We start from the raw sequence: 23,989 nt of genomic DNA on the forward strand, positions 1-23,989 counted from the left end.
ATGCTCACCTTCTTATGCCTTTTTTCGTTCAGAACGTAATAAATATAAAAAATAGGGTGCACCAATCACTGCTGTAATAATTCCAGCAGGTATTTCTATTGGAGGGAAGAGACCTCTACCCAGGCTATCAGCAACTAATAGAAGAATAGCACCAAAGAGAGCGGAAGCAGGAAGTAGCACTTTAAATTTAGATCCTACAATTCTTCTGGCAATATGAGGAGCGATTAAACCGATAAATCCAATAGAACCTACTGTCGCTACACATACGCCAATTAACACAACTGAAACACCTAGTAAAATATAGCGCAGGAATTTTGAGCGTTCCCCGAGACCAGTAGCTATATCATCACCAAGGCTTAGAATATCTAATTTAGAAGTTAATCCAATTAGTAGGGGGATAAGAATGAGGCATGGAAGCAGGATATATACTTGATCCCATCCTCTTGCCCATAGACTGCCCGTCAACCATAAAAGAGTCGCACTTACATCATCTGGAAACTTAATCATAAAATACTCTATCCCTGCTTGACATATTGCACCTAGAGCTATTCCTACTAAAGCGAGTGTATTTGGTTGAGCCCCTTTTTTATAAACAAACAGCATTAGAATGACAGCAATGATAGCTGCTCCTATAAAAGCTGCAAGGGGAAGAAAAATAATGGGTGACGTTGGAAATAGAACGATAATGATAACGGCTGCTAATCCGGCTCCTTTCGTAACGCCGATTACATCAGGAGATGCCAATGGGTTACGGAGGATTCCTTGCAAAATCGCTCCAGCGGTTGCTAATCCAGATCCTACGATGATAGCAATTATAATACGAGGAATCCGATAATTGCTTAATATAAATTTTTGACTTTGTGTTCCTTCTCCAATTAAATTTTGAATGATTTCTGACGGTGTAATGTAAATGGCTCCTAAACCTAGACTTATAATAGATAAAATGAGGATGATTATTAAAAGCACTAGAAGAATAAGATTAGGATGAACATTGCGTTGTAGCATAAATTTTTGTTTATTTTTCATTGCTTAATATTCCTTCCTCTCTTTGCTAAATAAAGGAAGAATGGTGCCCCGATAATAGCTGTCACAATACCAACAGGCGATTCAAAAGGATAAGCGATAAATCGAGCGAGAATATCTGCGTAAATTAAAAGTAAAGCTCCAAATAGTGCAGAGAATGGAATGATTCTTTTATAATCTCCTCCCACTAATCTTCTAACAATATGAGGAATAATTAATCCAACAAAGCCTATCGGACCTGCGACTGCTACAGAAGAGCCAGCCAAAATAATGACTAGGATTCCAGCTAGCATACGGATACGATTTACTTGTTGCCCAAGCCCTTGAGCAGTACTTTCTCCTAGGACAAGAATAGAAATAGACCTTGAAAGTAATAAGGCAATGAATAGTCCTGAAATAGACCAGGGAAGAATGATCATAACATGTGTCCATGATTTTCCGTTAATTGATCCTACTAGCCAATACAGAACATCCTTTGCTTGCTCACTAAAAATAATGATTCCTTGTGTTAAAGAGGATAAAAGGAAGTGTACGGCAATTCCAGCTAACGCTAGTTTTACATGTGTCATTCCTCCTCCAGATGCAAAGGAATAGACTGTTATTCCTCCAACTGCTGCCCCGATAAATGCAGAGAAAACGAGAGAGGGGGAAGAGAGGGACGGAAAGAGAGCAAAAGCAGTGACAATAAAGAATGAAGCCCCCGCATTCACACCAAATACTTGAGGGGAGGCTAATGAGTTTCGAGTAATGGCCTGCATAAGAGCACCGGCTACGGCTAAATTTGCACCGACTAATGCTCCGATGATAGCTCGAGGCAATCGAAGGGTTTGTATAATTAACTGTTCCTTTGATGGATTTATCTCGAAAAAAGATTTCAATATCATTACTAGATCAATATCTGCTATCCCTACAGAAACACTAATGATAATTCCTAACATCAATAAAACGATTGCAGTTATTGCTGTACTATATATTTTTACTTTAGCTTTAACTATAGATTCCATTAACTACAACACACTTTCTTACAAAATATAAGATTTACTAGAAAAAGAAGTAAGTAGGGTATCTTACTTACTTCTCTTTTGTTTACTTTATTTTTCATTCAATTTTGCTAACGTGTCTTTAGCAATAGCTTCTGCCGAAATAATTCCTCGGAATCTTGTCCATAAATCTCTATCAACACTATAAATCTGGTCATTTTTTACTGCCTTTAAGTCTTTCCAAAGAGGATTTTCCTTCCACTCATCAGTAAGTAGCTTACCTTCATTATTCGCTAAAAGTAGTACATCTGGATTGATTTCGACAAGTTGTTCCAAACTCATTTCAACATAAGGTTGTTCGTCCTGAATTGCCACCTTCAGACCTAATTGTTCAAGTAATTCTCCATCATAAGAAGAAGTAGTATGCGCTTGAAATGATGTGTCTCGTACAACTGCAGGTAAAACAGTTAGATTTGTATCAAGACTCAGTTTCGAATTAATTTCATTTATGATTTCTTTATGTTCACCTAATCTCTTTTCAGCAGCCTCTTTTTGATCTAATGCTTCGGCAATTATTTTAAAAGAGTCTAAGTTATCCTGATATGTCGATTCACGACTCTTTAAAACAATTGTAGGAGCAATTTGCTGTAAATCTTTATAAATAGCACTGTGTCGCTCAGCATCTGCAATGATTAAATCCGGTTGTAAAGAGCTAATAACCTCTAAGCTAGGCTGTTCACGAGTTCCTACAGATGTATAGTCTATGTCATGGCCGACTAGCTTTGTGATCATATCTTTTTTATTGTCATCGGCAATACCTATCGGATTGACATCTAAAGTATTTAGGGAATCAACAAAAGATAACTCTAAGGTAACAATCTTTTTAGGAGTATTTTTAAGTACGGTTTCTCCCATTTCATGTTTAATTGTTTTACTTTTAGATTCTTTTGCTTCTCCAGTAGTTTGTTCCTTTTTCTCTGTGTCTGTATGATTTTGAGGAGCATTGCATCCAGTTAACACCATCATTATTGCTAATAACAGGATTAGCGATAGCCCACTCAAATTCTTTAATTTAGTAAAACTTAGCATTCTTCTAACCTTCCTTTTCCGTTACTTTAAATGAAAATGATAATCATTAACAGGGATTATCATAGATTGTTCAGTTGGCAGGGTCAATATAATGAAAGTATTGTGAAATAAAAATAATATGAGTAAATCATTCATTTTGAACATTTTGTTCATAGTGGTTTACTAAGTTGCCTATTTAGGTGTTAGATATTCTACCGTAGAAAATCTTTTGAAAGCATTGGTATGAAAAGAAAAGGTGCGTAAAGAAACGAGGTAACAATCGTACCTTGTAGATAAATAAATTATTTTACAAGATTCTTCGCTCCGTAGAGATTTTTAATAATTTACATATCCAAGGGAGGGTTGAAATAGTATGAAAAGGTTTGGCATATATTGAACTTTAATCCTTAAACATAGGAGTGAGGCAAGTGAAGGATATAGATGATTTTTTTGAGAAATTACTTTACTTTGATAAAAAATTTAAGTTATTTATCCATCAAAACAATGATCACCTACTAGTTGATTATTCAGAGTTGTGTGGAATAATCGATAATTATTCATCTTTTATAATAAATCGTGACAATGAAAAACTATGGGATAATTTAGAGCAAACAAGCGAAATTGTATCATTAGTTGAGAATCTAAGAAATAACGCTTCTGTTTGTGTGCAAATCATGGAAAAATATCGAGCTCAACTAGTAACCTGTGAAAAAGAGGAGATCACTGATTATTTTCGAAATATAGAAGATTGCATTGAAAAGGAATTTGGAGGTTTTCAAATTACCAGTCAATCGAAGGTGCTGTTGGTGGGATCTGGCCCTTTTCCTATAACTTTATTAAGGATTGCGGAACGAACAGGAGCAGACGTTTTTGGGATTGATATTGATAATGAAGCGATTCAATTGGGAAAACATGTAGTCAATAATTTAGGAAGTCATTTATCCATTGAAATAGAAAAGAAGACAGTAGGGGAACTTGCAGTGATTAATCAAATTAGCCATATCATATTTAGTTCCACTGTTAGCTGTAAATATGACATATTAGATCAACTATATGATGTCACAAATAAAGATGTGCTGATTGCGATGCGTTATGGAAATGGATTAAAGTCTCTTTTTAATTATCCCATGCAGAGGGTAGACGAAACCAAATGGCATATAATAGAAGAAGTTATGCACCCTCAACGTGTATTTGATGTTATTTTATATCAAAAAGTACTATAGATGGGGAGAGTAATATGGCTTATTTTAACAATGTTTTATTGCTAGGAACAGGGCCAACAGTAATTCAATTAGCTGTGAATTTCAAAAAAATTTTAAACAGTAAGGTAGCGATTGCTGGTCGAGAATCTTTACGCTCCAATCTATTCTTCGAAGCTATCATTCAGCACCACCTAGCACTTAAGGTATCTATACAAAATACACAACATCAGCCTGTAGCCGGAGAATGTACAATTGATACATTTTTTAAGGGTTATGATACAATTTGTGGAAATTGGGATACGGTTATACTTAGTGTTACCACAGATGCTTATCTTTCTGTACTCGCACAAATCGATACCAAAGTGTTAAAGGAGGCTAGATGTTTTATATTAGTTTCTCCTACATTTGGTTCTAGTCATCTAATTACGAATTTCTTAAAGAATCTAGCTCCTCAGGCAGAGGTAATTAGTTTTTCAACCTATTATGGAGATACGAGATGGATAGGTGGAATTCCATCAAATGAGGTATTAACAACAGGTGTGAAGAAAAAAGTTTATATTGGTTCAACTTACTCGAAATCAGATAGACTAGAAATTTTAACTGAACTATTTCATCATCTGGGGATTGATCTGAAAAAAGTAGCATCTCCTCTTGAGGCAGAAACAAGAAATATATCTTTGTACGTGCACCCACCTTTATTTATGAATGATTTTTCATTACAAGCGATTTTTGATGAAAAGACAATGACAAAGTATGTGTATAAACTCTATCCGGAGGGCCCCATTACTTATAGAATGATTCATCAATTATTAAATTATTGGAAAGAAATGATGGCAATCGTCAGTCATTTCGATATTCAACCCCTAAATCTATTGAAGTTTATGGTAGATGATAATTATCCATTGCTGCCAGCAAGTATAGCCAGACAAGACATAGAGAATTTTAATAAACTTGAGTCCATCCATCAAGAATATCTTCTCTATATTCGTTATGCTTCTTTATTAATTGATCCATTTTCTAAGCCAAATCAAGAGGGAAGATATTTTGATTTTTCGGCAGTTCCTATTAGAAAAATTTTTAAAAATCACGACGGTGAATGGGATATTCCGAGAATGCCAAAAGAGGACTACTATCGTGTAAAAATCATTCAAGGGATTGCTAAGGCCCTGAAGTCAAAGAGTCCAACGCTTGATCATTTTGTACAAACATATGAAGAAAAACTGCTACAAGTAGTAGCTGTATCTGAGGATCAAAGGTTTTCAGAAGCCTTCCAAGTAAAATCCTTTTCACAAGAAATAGAGATGATTTGTAAGGAATTAAGAGGTCAAAAGATAGAGAAGTGAAAAATATAAAATGAGTGTGGTTGACGGACCTTTCAGAGAATCTTTTAAAAGGGATTAGTATCCAGCTTTTCACGCGTAGATTAAGAGGCTCTAATTTTAATTGACAATGATAATCGTTATCGATAAGGTGGGGATAGGCGAGAGCCGTCATCCCTACCTTTTCACATTTTTGGTATAAATAGATGAAAACTATAGCTCAATCCAACGACCGAGGACCACGCCTTGAAAATCGATCCTACACTTTAATGTCTTTTGGCTGAAGCAGTAACTTATTGAAAGGTATGTGCTATTTACAGTAGGACAAATCCTGGTATTACAAGCAAACTATTATTGAAATGAGGTATACAATATGAATATCGACGTAAATCAGCTAGCAGAGCATTTAGCACACACGCCTTTTCAAGTAGAGGGAATATATCGATATGCTAGAAATACAGGTGTGCCTCACGCTGACCATACAGATTCTTTTCCTGGATTTGTTTTTCCCCTTACAGGAAAAATAGAATTTCAATTTAATGGCACGCCTTATATCTTTTCGCCAGGAAAAGTGGTGCATGGGGGTGCAAAAATGAAACTAAATCAAAAAAATTTTGGAGATACAAATTGGGAATATATTCTTGTCCTGTATAGGATATGGAACACAGAATTAGCAGAGACAAGCTTTTCTCATCAGCATTTTGAATTACCAATAGGACAATCTCCTCGTCTAATCGAATTAATTATGCGTCTATGGCATGTATATAATCAGCGTGGAGGCATTTCAAAGTTTCAGACAGAAATGCTATTTCGCGATGTACTCAATGAAGCCTTATTATGTGTTGTTAATAGGCAAAATAGCTGTGAATCACACACTCTATTCGAACAGGTAACTACTTATATTCATGAAAACTATTATCAAAGCCTTTCCATTAACTCGCTTGCCGAACAATATAACGTTAATCGAAATCGACTATCTTATATATTTCGAAAACATGCAGGGATGGGACCAGCAGAATATTTATTAAACTATCGAATAAACAGGGCGCAAAAAATACTGTTTACAAGTGATGTGCCTGTACAACAAATTGCGGAAACGGTTGGAATTGCTGACCCTTTTTATTTTAGTAGAGTATTCAAGAAGCAAGTTGGTATCTCTCCTACTGAATATCGAGAGAAGTTCATCAATAATCCATGCTAAGTTCAACAAGCATCCATTCTCCTCCAAAAATGACTTTACTATACTAAGGATATATCAGAGATCATGTTGGAGGAATTTCGGATGCAAAAGATTAAAGGACTGTTATTTTCAATGCTAGTACTAGCAGTTATATTGGGAGGTTGTAATAAATCGCCTACTGAAAATAAGGAGTTAACTACAGAAGACACATCTTCATCAGTAGTTAATGTAGAAGCAACTGATTGGCCAAGAACCATTAAGGATGCCTTAGGGAAAGAATTTGTGATCGAGAAAAAACCAGAAAAAGTGGCTTCTTTATGGTATTTTTACCCTGAAATTTTAGTTGCATTAGGTGAGCCTCCTGCAGCTTCTACTGATAAAGACTATCTATCTTCTTTGTCTTATTTAAAAGGGAAGCTAGATTCAACAGAAGAATTAGGTGATAAATTGTCTCCTAGTATTGAAAAAACCCTATCGATTGGCCCTGATTACATTTTAGCAACAGAACATCACGAAAAGTTGTATGAATCACTAGAAAAAATCGCCCCAGTCATTACGTTGAAATCTCAGGACATCTACGAAGACTGGCAATATGGACTTCGTACAGTAGCCGAGATTATCGGAAAAGACGATGAGGCGGAAAAAGTAATTGATAAAATGATGAAAGATATCTCAACAGGACGTGAAGCATTAAAGTCCATTCAAGGAGAGTCTGTTGCCCTTATTTTGTCTTGGGATGGAAAAACTTTTAATGTTCTTGGTGAAGAGAACCCTGTTTATACACTTGCTTTTGATAAAGAAAGGGGCTTGGGTCTAACACCAGATGATACATTTAAGGGGAATAATAATCAATTCGCTGCATTTGAAGGAATCTCAACTATTCAAGCAGACCATATTTTCCTTATCGGTGACATTACAAAAAAGGAAACTTTAATGAGTGAGTTAAATCAAAGCAATGTCTGGAATAATATGAATGCCGTAAAAAAAGGTAATATTCATTTGATGGATACTTCCGCTATTACGGGAGGTCCATTAGCTATCGAATACGCTTTGCAAAATATAACAGAAGCCTTGCAAAAGAACGAATAATAGGAAGCACCTTTTCCAAAAAGTAAATAAGGAGAGATGAATATGCAAGATCAAGTTATCAATATAAATGAGGAACTATCTGAATTAAAGGAACTTTGGTCACCGAAAGTCATTGGTGAAATACACGATTTTCAATTCAAAGTGGTTAAGATTGCTGGGGAATTTATATGGCATGAGCATCAAGGTGCCGATAAAGTATTTATTGTGCTCGAAGGAGAGATGTTCATTGCTTTTCGCGATGGCCAGGTGAAAATATCCAAAGGGGAGATGTTTATTGTGCCTGGAGGAGCTGAACACATGCCTTTTGCAGAAAAGGAATGCCATATTATGCTAGTAGAGCCTAAAGTTGCAGTAAATACAATCGGTATTGAGGCTGAATAACCAACAGTAAATACTACTGAGCTTATAAAATGGAGGAGACCGTTTATATTATTTAAATGGTCTCCTTCAGTCTCTTAGAGAGAACGTATAACTAGTGCACATGATAGCCGTCATCATACTGTATCCTTATATATTTTTTTTATATTAATTCATTACGAATAATATATTATTCTTATGAAAGCAGGATCTTTATAATAAAGATATCACGTATAAAGGGAGGATCTACAATGGAGTTTAGTAAACTTGGCAATAGTGGTTTATCAGTTAGCAAGATTGCCTATGGAAACTGGATAAATCATGGTGGTAAAGTAGATGAGGATACTGCAAATGCATGTGTTCATGCAGCACTGGATGTCGGTATCACAACATTCGATACAGCTGATGTTTATTCTGACACGAAAGCTGAAGAAATACTTGGTCGATCTTTACAAGGTATACGACGTGAGAGCATTGAACTATGTACAAAAGTGTGCCATCCGACTGGGGAGGGGCAAAACGATAAGGGATTATCACGAAAACATATTCTAGAAAACTGTCATGCCTCTTTGCGTCGGTTACAGACCGATTATATTGATGTCTATTATGCACACAGATTTGACCCAACGACTCCTCTTGAAGAAACGATGTTAGCTTTCGCAGACCTTGTAAGACAAGGAAAGGTGCTATACATCGGCGTAAGCGAATGGACAGCAGAACAAATCACTCGTGGTGCAGCACTTGCACGACAATTAAATATTCCGTTCATCGCTAGTCAACCCCAGTATTCTATGCTGTGGAGAGTTATCGAAACGGATGTGATCCCAACCTGTCAACGGGAGGGACTTGGGCAAGTAGTATGGTCGCCTCTAGCACAAGGTGTACTGACCGGGAAATATCTACCGCAAAAACCAGTGCCAACTCAATCCCGTGCCAATTCAGCTGCAGGCAAACCATTTTTTGATAAACTCGCACAACGTTGGATGGATGACAATGTGCTCTCTGCTATACAGACGCTCAAACCCATTGCACAAGAGATTGATCTTTCGCTTGCTCAACTTTCATTGGCGTGGGTACTACAAAACCAACAAGTCTCTTCAGCTATTATTGGTGCTTCAAGCCCAGAACAGGTAAGAGAGAATGCATTAGCTTCTGGTGTCAAACTGGAACCTGCAATAATGAATCAGATTGACGAAGTATTAGAAGGTCTCATAGAATACGATCCGAGTAAAACAGGTTAAGCTTTGCAAGTGACTTATCTAGAAATATATATAACAGCTATTTTTCCCCATCCTATTTAGGGTGGGTTTTATTTTTGGTGGTGAAGTTGAGAAAAGGAATACACCTCTCTAACGACTGTTAAGAAATGAGCTATTGCTGGAGATATTTCATTTTGTCTCCATCCTACATATAAATTTACTGTTGGTGTAGTCTCTTTGATTTTTTTATAGATAACGCCAGGACGTTGATAACTTTCCACCGACGAAGGTACAACAGAAATGCCCATTCCTGTAGCTACTAAATTAACAATCGTTTGCATTTGAACAGCTTCTTGAATAACATTCAAACTTACTCCATGATCCCCAAAATAACTAATAATTAAATCATAAAAATTGGGTCCTAAATGACGTGGAAACATAATAAATGGTTCTTCCTTTATTAATTGAAGTGAAATTTCGGGCAATGTGGCCAAAGGATGATCTTGATGTAAAACCAATCTTAAGGATTCTTCAGAACAAACTTCAGAAGCTAATATCTCGTTGTTTTGCTCAGAACGAATAAATCCAATATGAATTTGTTTCTCATAAAGTGCTTTCAATTGCTGCTCCGTTGTCATTTCACGTAATGTAAGGTGGATTTTAGGAAAGCGTTCTCGAAATTTATTAAGAACTTCTATAACAATTTCTGTAGAATCGACAAAACCGATTATTAAGCTCCCTATTTTCCCTTCAGCTGCAAGTTGTGTTTCTTTTATCGCTTTATCTAATTGAAAAAGTGTTTGTTTAGCTCCTTGTAAAAAAATTTCCCCAGCGTCTGTTAGTTCAACCATTCTTTTTGTTCGATGAAAAAGTTGAACACCCAATTCTTCTTCTAATTTACGAATTTCTTGGCTTAGGGGAGGCTGTGCCATTCTAAGACGCTCTGCTGCTCGACTAAAATTCAATTCCTCTGCCACCATAATGAAATAGCGCATTTTTCTAATATCTATTTTTATCCCCCCTTCTACTAATAGCAATCAAATCCATTTAGCAAGTTAGTGTTTAGGGCACGTAACGATCACAATGCCTAAAGTTAATTTTACCAATTAACTCACATTATCGCTTTAATTTTGTGTCCTCTATTATATCAAGAAAGTAATATAACACATTCAAGTGAAAAGTATGTTTCAGTAAAATTCCATAAATAAGATGCATTTTATCACCATTTCAACTGTTTTTTCTATATTATAGAAATTTTCTATGAAAAGATTACCTATATAACCAATACTGTATTAAAATTACCTTATTTTTAGCGTTTATTTATTGGTAATCTAGTTATATTATTGTCTTGTAAAGCAAATTACAGTTTCATTGGGATATTTAATCTTGGAAAATTTAGAAGTTTGCTTTCCCTATAATTGGTTGTAATTATTATTTGCGAGAACAATTTATACATATTTTAAAAATTAAATAATGCGATAATATTGTTCTCACAGAATAATATAATTTATTAAAATTCTGGAGGAATATAAAATGACAAAACAAAACAAAGGTCGTAAATTTTTCGCAACTACTGCTACAGCAGCACTTGTAGCATCAGCAATCGTACCGGTAGCATCAGCTGCTGAATTTCAAGATGCAGCTAGCATTTCATCTTGGGCAAAAGAAGCTGTACAATTTTTAACTGACAAAGGCTTCATCCAAGGCGATGAAAAAGGAAACTTCAACCCAGCTGGTACACTTACACGTGCAGAAGCTGCTGAAATTTTATCAAAAGCATTAGATTTAAAAGCTACTGGCACAGAAGATTTTTCTGATGTTAATGAAAATGACTGGTTCTACAACGCAGTACTTGCAACTTCACCAGAATTATTTGATGGTATGGGCAATGGTAAATTTGAGCCTAAAGCTCAATTAACAAGAGAACAAGCTGCGAAAGTTATCGTTCAAGGCTACCAATTAACAGGTAAAGCAGATCTTAGCCAATTTGCAGATGCTTCTAAAGCTTCTAAATGGGCTGTATCTTACTTAGAAACAGCTGTAGAAAATGGCGTAATCAATGGTAAAGGTTCATTATTAGCACCACAGGATAAAATTAGCCGTGAAGAATTCGCTACAATGGTAAAACGTACGATTGATGCAGTTCAAGAAGTAACACCAGCTGTAGAAGCTGTAAAAGGGCTGAATGCAAAGGAACTTGAAGTGAAGTTCAACACAGCTGTTGATGCAAAAGATGCTGCAATCACAACGAAATATGCTGTTGAAGGTGTAGCAATCACAAACGCAGTAGTATCTGAAGACGGAATGACTGTTACGTTAACAACTGATAAAGAAGTAAAATTAACAAATGGTAAAGTAACTGTAAAACCAATTAAAACAAAAGCAGATGCTAAAGTTCTAACTGAAGAGTTCAACAAATTAATCACATTTGCAGATACAACGCCTGTTAGCGTGAATACTGTAGAAGCAAAAGGCACTACAGCAGTGATCACTTTCGATGAGCCTGTACAAAGTGAAGGAACAATCAGCTTAAATGGTACTGAACTTTCAAAAGATCGCTATACTTTATCTGGTAAGAAATTAACAATTACTGGATTAACAGCTGAACAATCTTACAAAGTAGACATTGTTGGTGCAACTGACTTCGCTAATAATATCGCAAATCCTATCGCAGTAAACTTCACAGTTTTGAAAGCAGACGTTGATAATTCAAAACCAACTGTTTCTACAGCTGTGAATGGTACAGAAATTACGTTTGATTTCTCTGAAGAATTAATGAAACAAAATCTTAATGCAGATGCTGAAACGAAAGAATATGCAAAAGTAACAGTAGGATCAACTGTATTCTATTTAACAGATGCTGATATTAAAGATACAGAGGATAAAACTGTATTCACTATTGATGCTAAATCTGCTTTAGGTACAGCTACATTCATTAATACAAACATTAAAGTAGAAGGACAAAAAGATTTAGCTGGTAATGCAGGTGATGCATTTGAGTTCAATGCTATCCTTTCAAAAGATTTAACGCCTGCTACACTTGTATCTGCTGCTACTAAAATGTTAGTAGCTGACGATGTGAATGCTACTACTGATGTTGATGCTCTATACCTTACTTTTAGTGAACCAGTAAAAGTAGAAGGAACATTAACAGTTAAAACGCAAAATGGTATTGCTTACACTACTGGAAAAGAAACAGCAGTAAAAGCAGATGCTGGTTTCGATGTAGATGGTAACGGTAAAATTGAAGGTGCAGAGAAAAACACTGTAAAAGTTGACATTGATTTAGATAGCAATTCATCTTATACATTCGAATTATCTGCTAAAGCAGTGACAGATTTAGCTGGCAACGTAACTGCCGATACAGTGACTTTCAATGTAACAACAGGCGTGTTTGAAGCTACACCAGAAACACCTACAGATTCATTAGTATTTGGAGCTACTCCAGTTGTTGTAACAGATAACAATGTATTCACTGTTGAATATGCTGCAGATGTAACGGCAACAGCAACAAATGCTGCTAACTACAAACTAGGAGGAAAAGAGCTTCCTGCTGGTACACAACTTCAATTTGTAGATGGTACTAAAAAAGTAAGATTCACTTTACCTGAAGGTTCTATCACAGCTAATGGTAATTATGTACTTGAAGCTAGCAATGTAGTAGATACAAAAGGTAACACTCTTAAAGGTGGAAAAGTTTCAACGCAAGTAACACTTAAAGAAAATATTGTACCTGTTGCTACTAAAGTAACTGCAGTAGATAGCAAAACATTTACAGTAGACTTCTCTGAAAACATTGCTGACCAAGCTGCACCAACAGGTGTAACTGTTAAAATTGCAGGCTCAACTGTAGAACTTGCTTCTGCTACAGTAGCTGGTGGTAAACTTACTGTAACAACTAAAGCTGACTATGCATTAACAGACAGCATTGTAGTTGAATTCAAATCAACAAACCTAGTTGATGCTAATAACAATAAAGTAAAAGACGGTTCTATTGCAAAATAATTAAATCGTTCATTGAAAAGCCCTGTGGAGAGGTCTCTACAGGGCTTTTTTATTGTTTAAATAAGATTATGTTAGTAGGAGAGAAAGACCTTTTGGCAAAGTGAGGGGTGATTTCCGTTCCGCCAGCGTCCTTTCCAGGGGGCGTCCTATGAGCCGCTTCACTCACTTGCGTTCGCTCCAGGGTCTCATATGTGACGCTAAATCCCCTAGGAGTGACGCTGGCTCCACTCCAATCAACCATGCTGCAAAAGTGTCTTTTCTTTGTCCTTTATACTAGCGGTAGTGAAAAATAGCTCATTATTGTATTAGAGAGGATAGGTTCTTATTTTCATGTGAAAAAGTAATAGTTCCAACAGCCATCAATAAAATGAATAGTGAACATTTTCAATTTATTTTATGGATTAATGCGGAAGGTTACTTGACTTCTCTAGGATAACGAGATAGGAGAGTCTGCACGAAAGCCGGACATTAGCGCCAGTAATTACCCTGGAACAGAAAACCTTATTCGTTTTTCACAAAAATTCTATTGATGGCTTTGTTTGTCTGCACTATAGAGAAGTCTCTACATGGTTTTTTATTTAGTTTCTTCCTATTAAAATGTATCACTGAAGAAACACTAATTTTTCTATAATGGTTGATCATGGGCGAACAGGTTCTCAACTAAATACACAGCCAGTTGACTGAAATTAACCGACAACTGGCTGTGCATATAGAATGCCTATTTGTAAGGAAATTTGCTCGGGATCGGTCCAAAGGCAATCCAATGATATTTAAAGAATCTGCCCATCAATAGCACAATCATCCATGTGACGAATAGAGCAAAGATAAAGCCACCAATGCTCCATAGGTGATAGATTATACTATTACCACCAGTACTTATTTGTCTATAAAGGAAAAGGAAAAATGGATGCAATAGATAGATGCCAAATGATACTGTTCCTAGATTGATTAAGCCATTTACAAAAGCTTGGTTCCATTTATCATAGATCCAGAAAGAAAGCTGTAGTAAGACAATACAGGCTGTTACAGATTGTAGCTGAAAAACTAGCTCAAATATGGTGCTGTTCACTATATAGGTTTGTGATGAATAAACAAAGTAATATAAATACACATTATATATAGTAGAAATTAGCCATATACACCACACAAAAAGTATCGTGATAGGGAAATTTTCTTTTTTTAGTTGAAGCCATCCTTTGTATTTTTCAAAAAAGATCCCTAAAAATGCTCCTGTCAAGAAGTAAAAGAGATAAGAGAAAGCGATACTCCCTCTATAGGGATACTGCCAAAACTTTGCGTTTAATAGAATAAAGACCCATTGAAGAACAAAGCCAATCCAAATTAAATGAGGAGATAGGGCTGGTTTTTTCTTTAAAATATATAGGAATAATGGGAACATAAGATAGAATTGAACAATAATAAAAATATAGTATAGATGCGTATACGCTTTGCCTAATAATAGTTTCTCTAGAAATTCAACACTAAATAGGGAACGCCATGTGTCTACTAAATCATGTGTCACATAAAATTGCATCGCTGCATAATAAAAGATAGAAAAAAAGAGATAAGGAATGAGTATTTGGGTCACTCTTTTTTTATAAAAATGAATGATAAGCTCCTTTGTTAAATCCTTCTGTATATAATTGTAAAATAAAACAAATCCACTTAAGAAAATAAAAACAGGTACAGCAAATTTAGGGAAAATATTAAAAAACACATAAAATGGATATAGTTTTGAGTCACTAGATAAAGTCGTTACAGGTGTACTAGTAGAATGGATGAGAAGGACAGCTAGAATGGCTAAAGCTCGTGTAATGTTTAATTCATTAATATGTGCTCGCTTCATACGATCATCTCCAGAATATTGTTTATAGTATTGAATTCCCAGAACACTGCCTACATACTCTATTGGTATGCTTGTTCATGCTAATTTAGACAAACTTTGTTACCTAAATTTGTCTAAAGGGAACAGGTGGGGCATTCATGAGTTACTATAAAGGACTTATATGTCAGGGAGATGTCAACAATAAAAAAAGCTACCACGCTCGCTATGCGTAGTAGCTTTATGTTGTTAATTTGACAACTTCTATAATTATTTTCTGGGAAATAGACAGGAGAAGGAAGCTTGATTAAACACCTTATAATGTAACAAGGATTCTTCCTCTTGCTTGTCCTTTTAGTAAAATAGGTAAAACCTCTGGAAGTTGTTGTAGTGTTACCTCTTGCTGAATGAAATCCTCAAAGTTTGCTGGTTTGAAATCAGTCGCTAAACGATGCCAAATGTTCAATCGAATGTCCATTGGGCAATAAACAGAATCAACTCCAAGTAAATTCACACCTCTTAAAATGAAGGGAAATACACTTGTAGGAAGCTGTGTGCCTGCTGTTAAACCACTACATGCAACAGCCCCTCCATATTGAATTTGGCTTAATAAAGAGGCAAGTGGCTCTCCACCAACAGAATCGACAGCAGCAGCCCATTTTTGTTTCCCTAACGCTCTAATCTTTCCATCATAGACCTCTTCACGATTTATAATTGTAGTAGCCCCAAGTGAACGTAAATATTCATGTTCAGATTCTTTACCTGTGCTCGCTTCAACTTGATAACCTAGTGTTGAGAGGATAGATACAGCAAAGCTACCTACACCACCAGTTGCCCCCGTAACAAGAATTTTTCCCTTTTCAGGATGTATACCATTTTCCTCTAACTTTTGAACAGATAATGCAGCTGTAAATCCTGCAGTACCAATCACCATAGCTTCCTTGAGGGAAAGACCTTTTGGAAGTGGTACAATCCATTGAGCTGGAATACGGGCATATTCACTGAAACCACCAAAATGAGATACTCCTATTTCATAGCTAGTCGCAATGACCTCATCACCTGCTTTAAAGCGAGAATCTTCAGAGGAAACAACCGTTCCAGCTAAATCAATGCCAGGAACAAATGGATAAGACGTAACGATTTTACCATCTGGGATAGAGGCAAGACTATCTTTATAATTAATACCTGAATAACTAACTTTAATTAATACCTCACCTTTTGGTAGATCTTCTAAAGTCAACTCGTTCACTTTCACTGTAAATGCCTCATCTTTATTGACTACTAACGCATTAAAATTATCTACTGTCATCGTAAACGTCCCCCTACAATTTTATTCCATTAAACAGTATCAAAATTATTCTGACCGGTCAATATAAAATTGGATTATAGCGACTCTTCATGTATAATAACTTCTATCAAGTCATCGGAGGCTCCTATGAAAAAGAAAGAGGAAGAACGTAAAAAACAAATTATGAAAGCAGCCTTTAATGCTGTTTCACATTTAGGTTATGATAACGTTACACTACAAGACATTGCGAATCATGCTAACGTCTCAAAAGGGGTAGTTCACTACTATTTTACAAGCAAACAAAACATTTTATTAGAATTACTGGAATCCACTACGAGCAAAATCTACAGTTATGAAATACAAGAAATAGGCAAGCATCAAACGGCTATAGACAAGCTTCAAGCCTACTTAAATGCTGTTTTTGTATCCCCTCAAGAAAATAAAAAATTTTACAGAGTGTATTTAGATTTTTTAGCTCAGGCAAACAGCAATGAAGCGTACAAAAGAATTAACTTAAAATTTTATGAGAATTGCTGGGGAATTGGACAAGAAATTATTGAATTAGGAAAAAGTGAAGGGGTGTTTAGCCCAGACATTGATTCCTTAACCTCTGCAAAAATGATGAGGGCAATGATTGATGGTTCTTTAATTCAATGGTTAACATGTGATATAGAAGAGCAACATCTATTTTATAAAGAAACCTGTTTGAATAGTATTGTGAGAATATTAAAATAGAGGATTGAAAAGTCTTATTACTATTGTAGTAGGGCTTTTTTTTCCGTAAAAAATAAGGAGAATTGAATGATTTTGGAAGTTTTTTATTATTATATTGCATTTATAGATAATATTACCGTCAAAATTTTCGGAAAAAACTATAAAAAAAGAACAGTTTTAATATTTTGTTTAGGAATTTATGACAAAAATCCATATTAATAAGGAAAAAATGTTTTGTTATGCATTGAAATAGCGTTTATGCAATCGTTTATACAAGAATATATCTATGTTTTTAATAATTTAAACTGTATAAAAATTTAAAATAATGTCGAGTTGAGTCAATGTTCCATTTTCTTTATACTGTGAAAGTAATTATTGGAGAGGAGAAAATATCATGAATAAAGAAGTGACAATTATTGGGGTGCCCATGGATTTAGGTCAAACAAGAAGAGGCGTAGACATGGGGCCGAGTGCTATCAGATATGCAGGGGTAACTGAACGACTTGAGGGCCTTGGTTATTCGATTTATGACGAAGGGGATTTAACGATTGACATCGTACATGAAGATAAAGAGATAGAAGGAAAGACAAACCTAAAAAATTTAAAAACTGTCACAGAAAGTAACGAGAAGCTAGGCCAAAAAGTGGATCATGAGATTTCTTTAAATCGTTTTCCTTTAGTATTAGGTGGAGATCATAGTATTGCTATTGGAACATTAGCGGGCGTTTCGAAGCATTATGAGAATTTAGGTGTCATTTGGTATGATGCCCATGGCGATTTAAACACAGGTGAAACATCTCCTTCAGGAAATATCCATGGCATGTCTTTAGCTGTAAGCTTAGGCCTTGGTCATCCAGCACTGACGAATATCGGAGGCTATGCTCCAAAAGTAAAGCCTGAAAACGTCGTTATTATTGGTGCTCGTGACTTAGATCCAGGAGAAAAAAAGCTTATTAAGGAAATTGGTATTAAAGTATACACGATGCATGAAATTGATCGTTTAGGGATGACAACAGTGATGTCAGAAACGATTGCCTATTTAAAAGAGCGTACAGACGGTGTTCACTTATCATTAGATTTAGATGGACTTGATCCAAACGATGCACCAGGTGTAGGAACGCCCGTTGCAGGTGGGATTAGCTACCGTGAAAGTCATTTGGCGATGGAAATGCTGTCAGAAGCAAATATCATCACTTCGGCAGAATTTGTTGAGACAAACCCAGTATTAGATCAATACAATAAAACTGCTATTGCTGCGGTAGCTTTAATCAGCTCATTATTCGGCGATACATTACTTTAAGCAGTGGGGAGAGGTCAATTTTTATCTCATAAAGGAAGAACTTTTCTTAGAAATTAGGTCGCCACAACCAAATATAAGAAAGTAGCTCTCCCTACATTAAGTTTACAATACAATTTATCTCATCAATAGCCTTTATTTTGTCAGAAAATTGACAGTTTATCAAATATATTAAATGGTTTACCTATTAATCATTCAAATTTTAAATAGTTATCTGTCGTGCACGAAAAAAAGAAAGTGCTTACAAGATAATGGATGTAAGGAGTTTTTTATGGCATCAGAACAATATGAATTAAAAAGAAGTATGAAAGCAAGACACTTATTTATGATTTCACTTGGAGGATGTATCGGAACTGGTTTCTTTTTGGGATCAGGCTACACGATTAACCAAGCTGGACCAACTGGTGCCATCCTAGCTTACTTAGTAGGCGGTGCAGTTATGTATTTAACGATGCTCTGTTTGGGTGAATTATCTGTTGCTATGCCAGTATCAGGCTCATTCCAAACATACACGACGAAATTTATCGGACCTGCTACTGGTTTTGCCGTTGGATGGCTGTACTGGCTAGGTTGGGCAGTAACGGTTGCTCTTGAGTTTTTAGGGGCTGGACAACTTATGCAAAGATGGTTTCCTGATTCGCCAGTATGGATGTGGTGTCTAATATTTGCTGCACTGCTCTTTGTATTGAATGGTTTATCAGCAAAAGCATTTGGTGAAGCAGAATTTGTCTTCTCCAGTATTAAAATTTTAGCAATCATTATGTTCCTTGCGGTTGGTGGAGCGGCTATGTTTGGGCTAATCGATATGAAAGATGGAACAAGTGCCCCATTCCTTTCTCATTTTTATGAGGGTGGACTATTTCCAAATGGCGTAACAGCACTGCTTATTACAATGATTACGGTGAATTTTTCATTCCAGGGTACAGAATTGATTGGTATTGCTGCTGGGGAGAGTGAAAATCCTGAAAAGACCATCCCTAAATCTATTAAACAAACAGTTTGGCGTACGTTATTCTTCTTTGTGTTTTCGATATTTGTACTTGCAGCGATGATTCCAATGGATAAAGCAGGGGTTGTTGAAAGTCCATTTGTTGTTGTATTAGATAGCATAGGGATTCCATATGCAGCGGATATTATGAATTTTGTTATCCTAACAGCTTTATTATCCGTTGCAAACTCAGGCCTTTATGCCGCAACACGTATGTTGTTTTCTCTTTCCGTCGAAAAAATGGCAAGCCCCGTTTTAGGCAAGGTTAATAAAAGAGGCATCCCAATGAATGCATTACTGATCACACTCGCAGTAGCTGGTTTGTCATTACTGTCAAGTGTATTTGCTGCTAACACAGTATTTGTGTGGCTTTTATCTCTAGCAGGCTTAGGAGCACAAATTGGTTGGATTGCGATTACGGCTTCGCAAATTGCATTTAGACGCTCCTACATACGTCAAGGAGGAAAAGTAGAGGATTTAAAATTCAAAGCACCATTGTATCCAGTGATCCCTATTTTAGGTTTATTAGCGAACTGTATCGTTATGGCAAGCTTGGCTTTTGATCCAGCTCAACGATTAGCACTCTACTGCGGTGGAGCATTCTTCATTGGTTGTTATATCGTTTATTATTTAAAAGTGAAAAAAGTGACGAACTTAGAAATAAACCAACAAGAAGTCCAATTAAAATTAAATCAAAAAATATATCTTTAAGGTCAAAGAGTAGCCGCTAATGTGGCTACTCTTTCTTAGTGTTGAAAAATTCAATTGAAAGGTAGAAATGGATTTCCGTTGCAGGCTACTTGCTTTCCTGTGGGCGAGCGCCGAGCCGCTTCTTCCGTTCACGCTCCGTTTAGAGTTTCGCCTGTCTCGCAATCTCACCAAAGTCAAGTAGCCTTCCACTCCAACCCATTAAAATGTTTTTTTGCAACGGTTTTCAAATAAAGTGAAGGTATTCACTACTCATTTTATGGAGAGGTGTTGTCATTCATCGCTTCTCCACATTTTTCACTACTAGTTAGTATGAAAGATAAGGAAAAGACACTTTTGCAGAATGGTTGATTGGAGTGGAGCCAGCGTCACTCCAAGGGGATTTAGCGTCACTGAGGAGACCCTGGAGCGAACGGAAATCAACCCCTCATCTTGCAAAGTTGCTTTTTCTGCCGTTGACATCATCTCTTTTCTTCGTTAGTAAAGAACAACAAAAGACGTATTTTACAAGAAATAGTTCCGATAGCAAGAGAAATAATTTATCGTTTTTCAATAAAAAAATATTGAAAAAGAATAATTTATCATTTATTCTTCATACAAGAAGAAATTAATTATAAACAAGTTAATTTGAGGTGGATTCATGTTGAAGAATTTTTTTAAAGACTTAGGAGCCTTTACGTATCATCAATCATTATCTTGTATTTTTCCTGTTGTGATATTTGCTACACTTGCACTCTCTAAAGCTATTCAAATACCTGGTGTAGGCAGATATGACTTTATTCTTGTTATCTGTCTATTGACGCAGTACTTGATGTATACATTTGGTTTAGAAACAAAGGATGAAATAAAAGTCATTTGTTTGTTTCACATTATTGGGCTTGTGCTCGAACTATACAAAGTGAATTTCAATTCATGGTCATATCCTGAAGAAGCGTGGACAAAAATAGGGGGTGTGCCTTTATATAGTGGATTTATGTATGCGAGTGTGGCAAGTTATATTTGCCAAGCCTGGCGTAGGTTTGATTTAAAAATTGTAAGTTGGCCAAAAAGTTATGAAGCTATTCCACTTGGAGCCGTTATCTACTTGAATTTTTTTACACATCATTTTATTTATGATTTTAGATGGCTGTTAATGGCACTTCTATTCATTGTGTTTTATCGTACAATTGTCAAATTTACAGTACGGAACAAAATCTATAAAATGCCCATTGTTGTATCGTTCTTTTTGATTGGCTTTTTCATTTGGATTGCTGAAAATATTGCAACGTTCTTTGGGGCATGGTCATATCCGAATCAAGAGGTATCTTGGTCGATTGTTCATTTTGGTAAAATCAGCTCATGGTTTTTACTTGTAGTCATTAGCATAATGATTGTTGCACAGCTTAAACTATTTTATCGTGATGTAGGTGAAAATTTGGAGAAGAAAGAGTTCATATAAATAGGTATGAAGGAAAAATTAAATATGACATTCTTTTGTTTAATGATATTTGCGAGTAACGATTAAGAGAATTTGCAAAGTTTCTAAGAAATATAGTATGGGCTTCCGATAAACTAGTATTTTTAGTTTGTACCCATTCTCTTTCATCAAACTGTCCCTTTTTTAGAGTACATTCCTACTGTAGACTCCTCTTAGAAGAGAATAGGGGGAATGAAGATGGTAACAGATATTCGAATGGTGAATAGAGCTTGTACAGATGAAAAACAAATTAAGCAATTTTTAGAAGACGCACAAACTGCATTTCTTGGTTTAGTGGATCAACATATACCATATGTTATTCCACTAAATTATGTCTATAAAGACGGAATTTTTTATTTCCATGGTGCCAACGAAGGAAGAAAAATAGATATTCTAACAACCAATCAAAATGCATGTATGACAATAAGCGAAAATTATGGAACAATGGTAGACCCGGTTCCTGCTGAGACTGATACGGCTTATATGAGTGTAGTCGCAAATGGTTTGGTGGAAATTGTCACAGATTTAAATGAAGCTACTGCTGCTATGCAGGCAATGCTCGATAAATATGTACCAGATTATTATCATGCACCTTTGTCAAAAAAGCATCTCGATAAATATCAATCATCTTTAGGTAGCAAGACACTTGTCCTGAAAGTGAAGCCAACCAGTATAACCGCGAAAGAACATAAATTAAATGAACAGATGCAATATTATTCAGGGAGAGAGGTCACACAGGATATGAATCGAAAATCTATTATGAATCCAACAAATTAATTATGGAACAACTGTAAGGCTTGGGATTTAACCTAAGCCTATTTTTGATGTAGTAATAGTTCTTCACCATTAATTATTTCCATAAAGTGCTACGAAAAATAGCTAGTTTAGCACAGTCATATTAGTGAGTGACTATCTATAATAGAAAATGTTTATGAATGATGATATGCTGTGGTGCTGTATTATTTATGTATTGCACAAGTTATTACATAAATACAAAAAGTTATTGAGGAATTTATTAAAAAGAAGTCCATTCAAGATGTGTTAATTTGAATGACGGATTATTTATACATATGGAAAGTAATTTATCTATCAAGTATGGCTAACTTGTTTGCATGAAAAGTGAAGGGGGAATTATTTGACTATCCATACTGATGATTTAGTTGAAAACTCTCTTTCTATTGTTATCCCTTTAACATTCATAATTGATAAAACGGATTTAACATGGGAAGAAATGTACTTTGGCGTTCAATGTGGTTTTATTCACCCTGAAGCGGCCATTCAAAAAGCGGAGAAATTAATCGCACAAGAAGTAGAAATCTCAGCTTCGTTATTCGAACTAGCTAGCTTATTTAAGCATGAGGCATTTTTAGCTGTCCCTTATTTATCCAACTTAGCCGAACAAGAACCTATGCAAAGTATTACATTTATTCAAGAAAAGTGGCTATACCTTGTACTTAGCTGGTTATACGAACATCAGGAGGAACACAGGATACTAGAAGGCGAAGAACAACCCCCATTGGATAATGCTTTTCAACAAATGATGGTGATTTGGGATGACTTCAATAGTAATATGACTATTTTTGATTTCATATTTAAACAAGATACTACAGATCCGTTGTATTTTGAGATAGCTGAAGAACCTATTCCAGTTGATTTATCGAATTTGTATCAAGGATGGAAAAGATTTTTGAAAGAGCAAGAAAAACGTTTCCAGATTTGGTAAATATGAAAGTATCCTGAGGTAAATAACATGAATGAACTATTTCGTATAACACTTTTTTCAATAATTGGTACTATTGCATCTCTAAGTATAATAATCGTTTTTATTAAAAAGGAAAAAACACACAAAGATTTTCTATTAGTGGTTATTACTTTTAGTTTTTTCACCTTGTTGTGCTTATCTATTGGTATAACGGGACTAGTAGACATTATTAAAAATGGGCAAAACCCATCTGTCAATGGATTATGTACAATTGTAAGGATTGATAGCGTGGGTGGTAGGTTTAGCACAGATACATTTTATCAAGTTATAATAGATGACCTTACTATAGAGGCGGATGCTGAGGATTTTGCTTTTTTAAAAGAAGGTACATATCAGTGTACCGTTCAATATGGTTTATTATCCCATCGTTTAATCGACATAAACTATCAAAAGTAGAGTTGGAAAGATGTTTTCCATCTCTACTTTTTTCATTAGCTTTCAAAGGTACTACCTTATTAATAGATATAGCCATATGTAAGTGCTATAATGCCTGTGAAAAATCATTGGAAAACATGTGGGGAGAAGGAGAGGA

General features: G+C 35.6%; 20 protein-coding genes. 14 read left to right on the forward strand and 6 right to left on the reverse strand.

Going from position 1 to position 23,989, the window contains the following annotated elements:
• Nucleotides 1-12: 12 nt before the first annotated feature.
• From MHB65_RS07300 to MHB65_RS07310, 3 genes are all read right to left on the reverse strand, one after another.
• Nucleotides 13-1,026: an iron ABC transporter permease gene (locus MHB65_RS07300; protein ID WP_342442942.1), complete on the reverse strand. Its 1,014-nt coding sequence runs from the start codon at nucleotides 1,024-1,026 to the stop codon at nucleotides 13-15.
• A complete protein-coding gene (locus MHB65_RS07305; RefSeq protein WP_342442943.1) occupies nucleotides 1,023-2,027 on the reverse strand; it encodes an iron ABC transporter permease in 1,005 nt (334 codons plus the stop codon). Before MHB65_RS07305 ends, MHB65_RS07300 begins: the two co-directional genes overlap by 4 nt.
• An 87-nt stretch (nucleotides 2,028-2,114) precedes the next feature.
• Nucleotides 2,115-3,092, reverse strand: a complete 978-nt coding sequence (locus MHB65_RS07310) for a Fe(3+) dicitrate ABC transporter substrate-binding protein (RefSeq protein WP_205442251.1) — start codon at nucleotides 3,090-3,092, stop codon at nucleotides 2,115-2,117.
• Nucleotides 3,093-3,499: 407 nt separating this feature from the next.
• Between MHB65_RS07310 and MHB65_RS07315 the strand changes: the two genes are divergently transcribed.
• From MHB65_RS07315 to MHB65_RS07340, 6 genes are all read left to right on the forward strand, one after another.
• Nucleotides 3,500-4,294, forward strand: coding sequence for a nicotianamine synthase family protein (locus tag MHB65_RS07315; RefSeq protein WP_342442944.1), 795 nt, complete (start codon nucleotides 3,500-3,502; stop codon nucleotides 4,292-4,294).
• 14 nt (nucleotides 4,295-4,308) lie between these two features.
• Nucleotides 4,309-5,616, forward strand: a complete 1,308-nt coding sequence (locus MHB65_RS07320; protein WP_342442945.1) for an opine metallophore biosynthesis dehydrogenase — start codon at nucleotides 4,309-4,311, stop codon at nucleotides 5,614-5,616.
• A 349-nt stretch (nucleotides 5,617-5,965) separates the two neighbouring features.
• Nucleotides 5,966-6,793: an AraC family transcriptional regulator gene (locus MHB65_RS07325; RefSeq protein ID WP_342442946.1), complete on the forward strand. Its 828-nt coding sequence runs from the start codon at nucleotides 5,966-5,968 to the stop codon at nucleotides 6,791-6,793.
• Between the two features lie 81 nt (nucleotides 6,794-6,874).
• Nucleotides 6,875-7,861, forward strand: coding sequence for an ABC transporter substrate-binding protein (locus tag MHB65_RS07330; protein ID WP_342442947.1), 987 nt, complete (start codon nucleotides 6,875-6,877; stop codon nucleotides 7,859-7,861).
• A 42-nt stretch (nucleotides 7,862-7,903) separates the two neighbouring features.
• The gene (locus MHB65_RS07335) at nucleotides 7,904-8,242 is read left to right on the forward strand and encodes a cupin domain-containing protein (protein WP_342442948.1); all 339 of its coding nucleotides are present in this window, start codon (nucleotides 7,904-7,906) and stop codon (nucleotides 8,240-8,242) included.
• Between the two features lie 227 nt (nucleotides 8,243-8,469).
• Nucleotides 8,470-9,459 carry an aldo/keto reductase family protein gene (locus MHB65_RS07340; RefSeq protein WP_342442949.1) on the forward strand — a complete coding sequence of 330 codons (990 nt, stop codon included), beginning with the start codon at nucleotides 8,470-8,472 and terminating at the stop codon, nucleotides 9,457-9,459.
• Nucleotides 9,460-9,527: 68 nt separating this feature from the next.
• Here the strand turns inward: MHB65_RS07340 and MHB65_RS07345 are convergent, their stop codons facing one another.
• Nucleotides 9,528-10,427, reverse strand: coding sequence for a LysR substrate-binding domain-containing protein (locus MHB65_RS07345; RefSeq protein WP_342443705.1), 900 nt, complete (start codon nucleotides 10,425-10,427; stop codon nucleotides 9,528-9,530).
• 523 nt (nucleotides 10,428-10,950) lie between these two features.
• On the opposite strand from MHB65_RS07345, the gene MHB65_RS07350 reads away from it, so the two are divergent.
• Nucleotides 10,951-13,422 carry an S-layer homology domain-containing protein gene (locus MHB65_RS07350; protein ID WP_205442261.1) on the forward strand — a complete coding sequence of 824 codons (2,472 nt, stop codon included), beginning with the start codon at nucleotides 10,951-10,953 and terminating at the stop codon, nucleotides 13,420-13,422.
• Between the two features lie 718 nt (nucleotides 13,423-14,140).
• On the opposite strand, the gene MHB65_RS07355 is transcribed toward MHB65_RS07350, so the two are convergent.
• Nucleotides 14,141-15,268, reverse strand: coding sequence for an acyltransferase (locus tag MHB65_RS07355; RefSeq protein WP_342442950.1), 1,128 nt, complete (start codon nucleotides 15,266-15,268; stop codon nucleotides 14,141-14,143).
• Nucleotides 15,269-15,560: 292 nt separating this feature from the next.
• On the reverse strand, nucleotides 15,561-16,553 hold the full coding sequence (locus MHB65_RS07360) for an acryloyl-CoA reductase (protein WP_342442951.1): 993 nt from the start codon (nucleotides 16,551-16,553) through the stop codon (nucleotides 15,561-15,563).
• 126 nt (nucleotides 16,554-16,679) lie between these two features.
• On the opposite strand from MHB65_RS07360, the gene MHB65_RS07365 reads away from it, so the two are divergent.
• The 7 genes from MHB65_RS07365 (at nucleotide 16,680) to MHB65_RS07395 (ending at nucleotide 23,853) form a co-directional block, all read left to right on the forward strand.
• Entirely contained in the window at nucleotides 16,680-17,267 is a 588-nt protein-coding gene (locus MHB65_RS07365; protein WP_342442952.1) for a TetR/AcrR family transcriptional regulator, read from the forward strand.
• A gap of 373 nt (nucleotides 17,268-17,640) precedes the next feature.
• The gene (gene rocF, locus MHB65_RS07370; protein WP_342442953.1) at nucleotides 17,641-18,546 is read left to right on the forward strand and encodes an arginase; all 906 of its coding nucleotides are present in this window, start codon (nucleotides 17,641-17,643) and stop codon (nucleotides 18,544-18,546) included.
• A 268-nt stretch (nucleotides 18,547-18,814) separates the two neighbouring features.
• The gene (locus MHB65_RS07375) at nucleotides 18,815-20,242 is read left to right on the forward strand and encodes an amino acid permease (protein WP_342442954.1); all 1,428 of its coding nucleotides are present in this window, start codon (nucleotides 18,815-18,817) and stop codon (nucleotides 20,240-20,242) included.
• A 637-nt stretch (nucleotides 20,243-20,879) separates the two neighbouring features.
• Nucleotides 20,880-21,677, forward strand: a complete 798-nt coding sequence (locus MHB65_RS07380; protein ID WP_342442955.1) for a DUF817 domain-containing protein — start codon at nucleotides 20,880-20,882, stop codon at nucleotides 21,675-21,677.
• Between the two features lie 216 nt (nucleotides 21,678-21,893).
• Nucleotides 21,894-22,472 (forward strand): pyridoxamine 5'-phosphate oxidase family protein, encoded by a 579-nt coding sequence (locus MHB65_RS07385; RefSeq protein ID WP_342442956.1) that lies wholly within the window; start codon nucleotides 21,894-21,896, stop codon nucleotides 22,470-22,472.
• Nucleotides 22,473-22,830: 358 nt separating this feature from the next.
• Nucleotides 22,831-23,418, forward strand: coding sequence for a DUF2247 family protein (locus tag MHB65_RS07390; RefSeq protein WP_342442957.1), 588 nt, complete (start codon nucleotides 22,831-22,833; stop codon nucleotides 23,416-23,418).
• A gap of 27 nt (nucleotides 23,419-23,445) precedes the next feature.
• Nucleotides 23,446-23,853: a hypothetical protein gene (locus tag MHB65_RS07395; RefSeq protein ID WP_205442272.1), complete on the forward strand. Its 408-nt coding sequence runs from the start codon at nucleotides 23,446-23,448 to the stop codon at nucleotides 23,851-23,853.
• Nucleotides 23,854-23,989 lie beyond the last annotated feature (136 nt).

Origin of the sequence: Lysinibacillus sp. FSL K6-0075 (assembly GCF_038592945.1) — a bacterium.
Lineage (GTDB): Bacteria > Bacillota > Bacilli > Bacillales_A > Planococcaceae > Lysinibacillus > Lysinibacillus fusiformis_F.

Bases quoted from the DNA above. Each gene is read 5' to 3' on its own strand.
- MHB65_RS07300 (WP_342442942.1), bottom strand. From the start codon at position 1,026: ATGAAAAATAAACAAAAATTTATGCTACAACGCAATGTTCATCCTAAT.
- MHB65_RS07305 (WP_342442943.1), bottom strand. From the start codon at position 2,027: ATGGAATCTATAGTTAAAGCTAAAGTAAAAATATATAGTACAGCAATA.
- MHB65_RS07310 (WP_205442251.1), bottom strand. From the start codon at position 3,092: ATGCTAAGTTTTACTAAATTAAAGAATTTGAGTGGGCTATCGCTAATC.
- MHB65_RS07320 (WP_342442945.1), top strand. From the start codon at position 4,309: ATGGCTTATTTTAACAATGTTTTATTGCTAGGAACAGGGCCAACAGTA.
- MHB65_RS07325 (WP_342442946.1), top strand. From the start codon at position 5,966: ATGAATATCGACGTAAATCAGCTAGCAGAGCATTTAGCACACACGCCT.
- MHB65_RS07330 (WP_342442947.1), top strand. From the start codon at position 6,875: ATGCAAAAGATTAAAGGACTGTTATTTTCAATGCTAGTACTAGCAGTT.
- MHB65_RS07335 (WP_342442948.1), top strand. From the start codon at position 7,904: ATGCAAGATCAAGTTATCAATATAAATGAGGAACTATCTGAATTAAAG.
- MHB65_RS07340 (WP_342442949.1), top strand. From the start codon at position 8,470: ATGGAGTTTAGTAAACTTGGCAATAGTGGTTTATCAGTTAGCAAGATT.
- MHB65_RS07350 (WP_205442261.1), top strand. From the start codon at position 10,951: ATGACAAAACAAAACAAAGGTCGTAAATTTTTCGCAACTACTGCTACA.
- MHB65_RS07355 (WP_342442950.1), bottom strand. From the start codon at position 15,268: ATGAAGCGAGCACATATTAATGAATTAAACATTACACGAGCTTTAGCC.
- MHB65_RS07360 (WP_342442951.1), bottom strand. From the start codon at position 16,553: ATGACAGTAGATAATTTTAATGCGTTAGTAGTCAATAAAGATGAGGCA.
- MHB65_RS07365 (WP_342442952.1), top strand. From the start codon at position 16,680: ATGAAAAAGAAAGAGGAAGAACGTAAAAAACAAATTATGAAAGCAGCC.
- rocF (WP_342442953.1), top strand. From the start codon at position 17,641: ATGAATAAAGAAGTGACAATTATTGGGGTGCCCATGGATTTAGGTCAA.
- MHB65_RS07375 (WP_342442954.1), top strand. From the start codon at position 18,815: ATGGCATCAGAACAATATGAATTAAAAAGAAGTATGAAAGCAAGACAC.
- MHB65_RS07380 (WP_342442955.1), top strand. From the start codon at position 20,880: ATGTTGAAGAATTTTTTTAAAGACTTAGGAGCCTTTACGTATCATCAA.
- MHB65_RS07385 (WP_342442956.1), top strand. From the start codon at position 21,894: ATGGTAACAGATATTCGAATGGTGAATAGAGCTTGTACAGATGAAAAA.
- MHB65_RS07395 (WP_205442272.1), top strand. From the start codon at position 23,446: ATGAATGAACTATTTCGTATAACACTTTTTTCAATAATTGGTACTATT.